1 protein-coding gene is annotated in these 1,272 nt (G+C 66.0%); it reads left to right on the top strand.

Features of this window, described 5'->3' with window-relative positions; genetic code table 11:
• Nucleotides 1–19: 19 nt before the first annotated feature.
• A complete protein-coding gene (locus NGF19_RS30340; protein WP_252429142.1) occupies nt 20–1,243 on the top strand; it encodes an RNA-guided endonuclease InsQ/TnpB family protein in 1,224 nt (407 codons plus the stop codon).
• The last annotated feature ends 29 nt before the right edge of the window (nt 1,244–1,272 follow it).

The raw sequence follows: 1,272 nt of genomic DNA, 5'->3' as shown, positions 1-1,272 counted from the left end.
CGTATCCAGGGTGACGGTCATGCAGCTCAGGTACAGCTTCCGCCTGTACCCGGACACCGGTCAGCAGACTGCGTTGGCGAAGGCGTTCGGGTGCGCCCGTGTCGTGTTCAACGACGTGGTCCGCGCCCGTGAAGACGCCCGAAAGGCCAAGCAGCCGTTCCCGACGGCCGGACAGCTGTCCCGGAAGCTGATCACCGAAGCGAAGCGGACGAAGGAACGGTCCTGGCTGGGTGAGGTCTCCGCGGTGGTGCTCCAGCAGTCCCTGCGGGACGCCGAAACCGCGTACCGCAACTTCTTCGCCTCCCTCAAGGGCGCCCGCAAGGGACCGAAGGTGAAAGCACCACGGTTGAAGTCCCGCAAGGACGCCCGGCAGTCGGTCCGGTTCACCGCCAACGCCCGCTGGAACATCACCGGCAGCGGCCGTCTGAACCTGCCGAAGATCGGCGCGGTGAAGGTCAAGTGGTCCCGCACCCTGCCCGCCACCCCTACCTCCGTCACCGTCGTCAAGGACGCGGCGGGCAGATTCTTCGCCTCCTTCGTCATCGACACCGACCCCGCCGCCGACCAGGCCCGGATGCCCGACACCGACCGCACCATCGGCATCGATCTCGGCCTGACGCACTTCGCTGTCCTGTCCGACGGCACGAAGATCGACTCCCCGCGCTTTCTGCGGCGAGCGGAGAAGAAGCTGAAGAAGGCCCAAAAGGAGCTTTCCCGCAAGCAGAAGGGATCAAAGAACCGGGCCAAGGCCCGCCTGAAGGTCGCCCGCGCCCACGCTGAAGTCGCTGACGCACGCCGCGAGTTCCACCACCAGCTCTCCACGAAGCTGATCTCCGAGAACCAAGGGATCGCCGTGGAGAACCTGTCGGTGGCGGGACTGGCCCGCACGAAGCTGGCCAAGTCCGTGCACGACGCCGGATGGTCATCGTTCATCAGCATGCTGGACTACAAAGCACAACGGTACGGCCGCACCCTGGTCAAGATCGGCCGCTTCGAGCCGACCTCCCAGACCTGCCACGCCTGCGGCGCCGTGGACGGACCCAAACCCCTGAACGTGCGGGAATGGACCTGTAGCGCCTGCGGCACCGTCCACGACCGGGACCACAATGCCGCACTCAACATCAAAGAGGCCGCCGGACTGGCGGTATCGGCCTGCGGAGCGCCGGTAAGACCAGGAGTGATCCCGGCACCGCGCGAAGAAACAGGAAGCCACGGATTCCCGACCGAACCCCGTGCCGCGTAGCGGCACAGCAACGATCGAGAAGGCCAGAA

It is taken from the genome of Streptomyces macrolidinus, assembly GCF_023887685.1.
Lineage (GTDB): Bacteria > Actinomycetota > Actinomycetes > Streptomycetales > Streptomycetaceae > Streptomyces > Streptomyces macrolidinus.
The sequence above is the reverse complement of the archived record's forward strand: the minus strand, read 5'-3'. Positions and strand labels throughout refer to the sequence as shown.

Excerpts from the sequence above, each read along its gene's own strand:
- NGF19_RS30340 (WP_252429142.1), top strand. The coding sequence starts at position 20 with ATGCAGCTCAGGTACAGCTTCCGCCTGTACCCGGACACCGGTCAGCAG.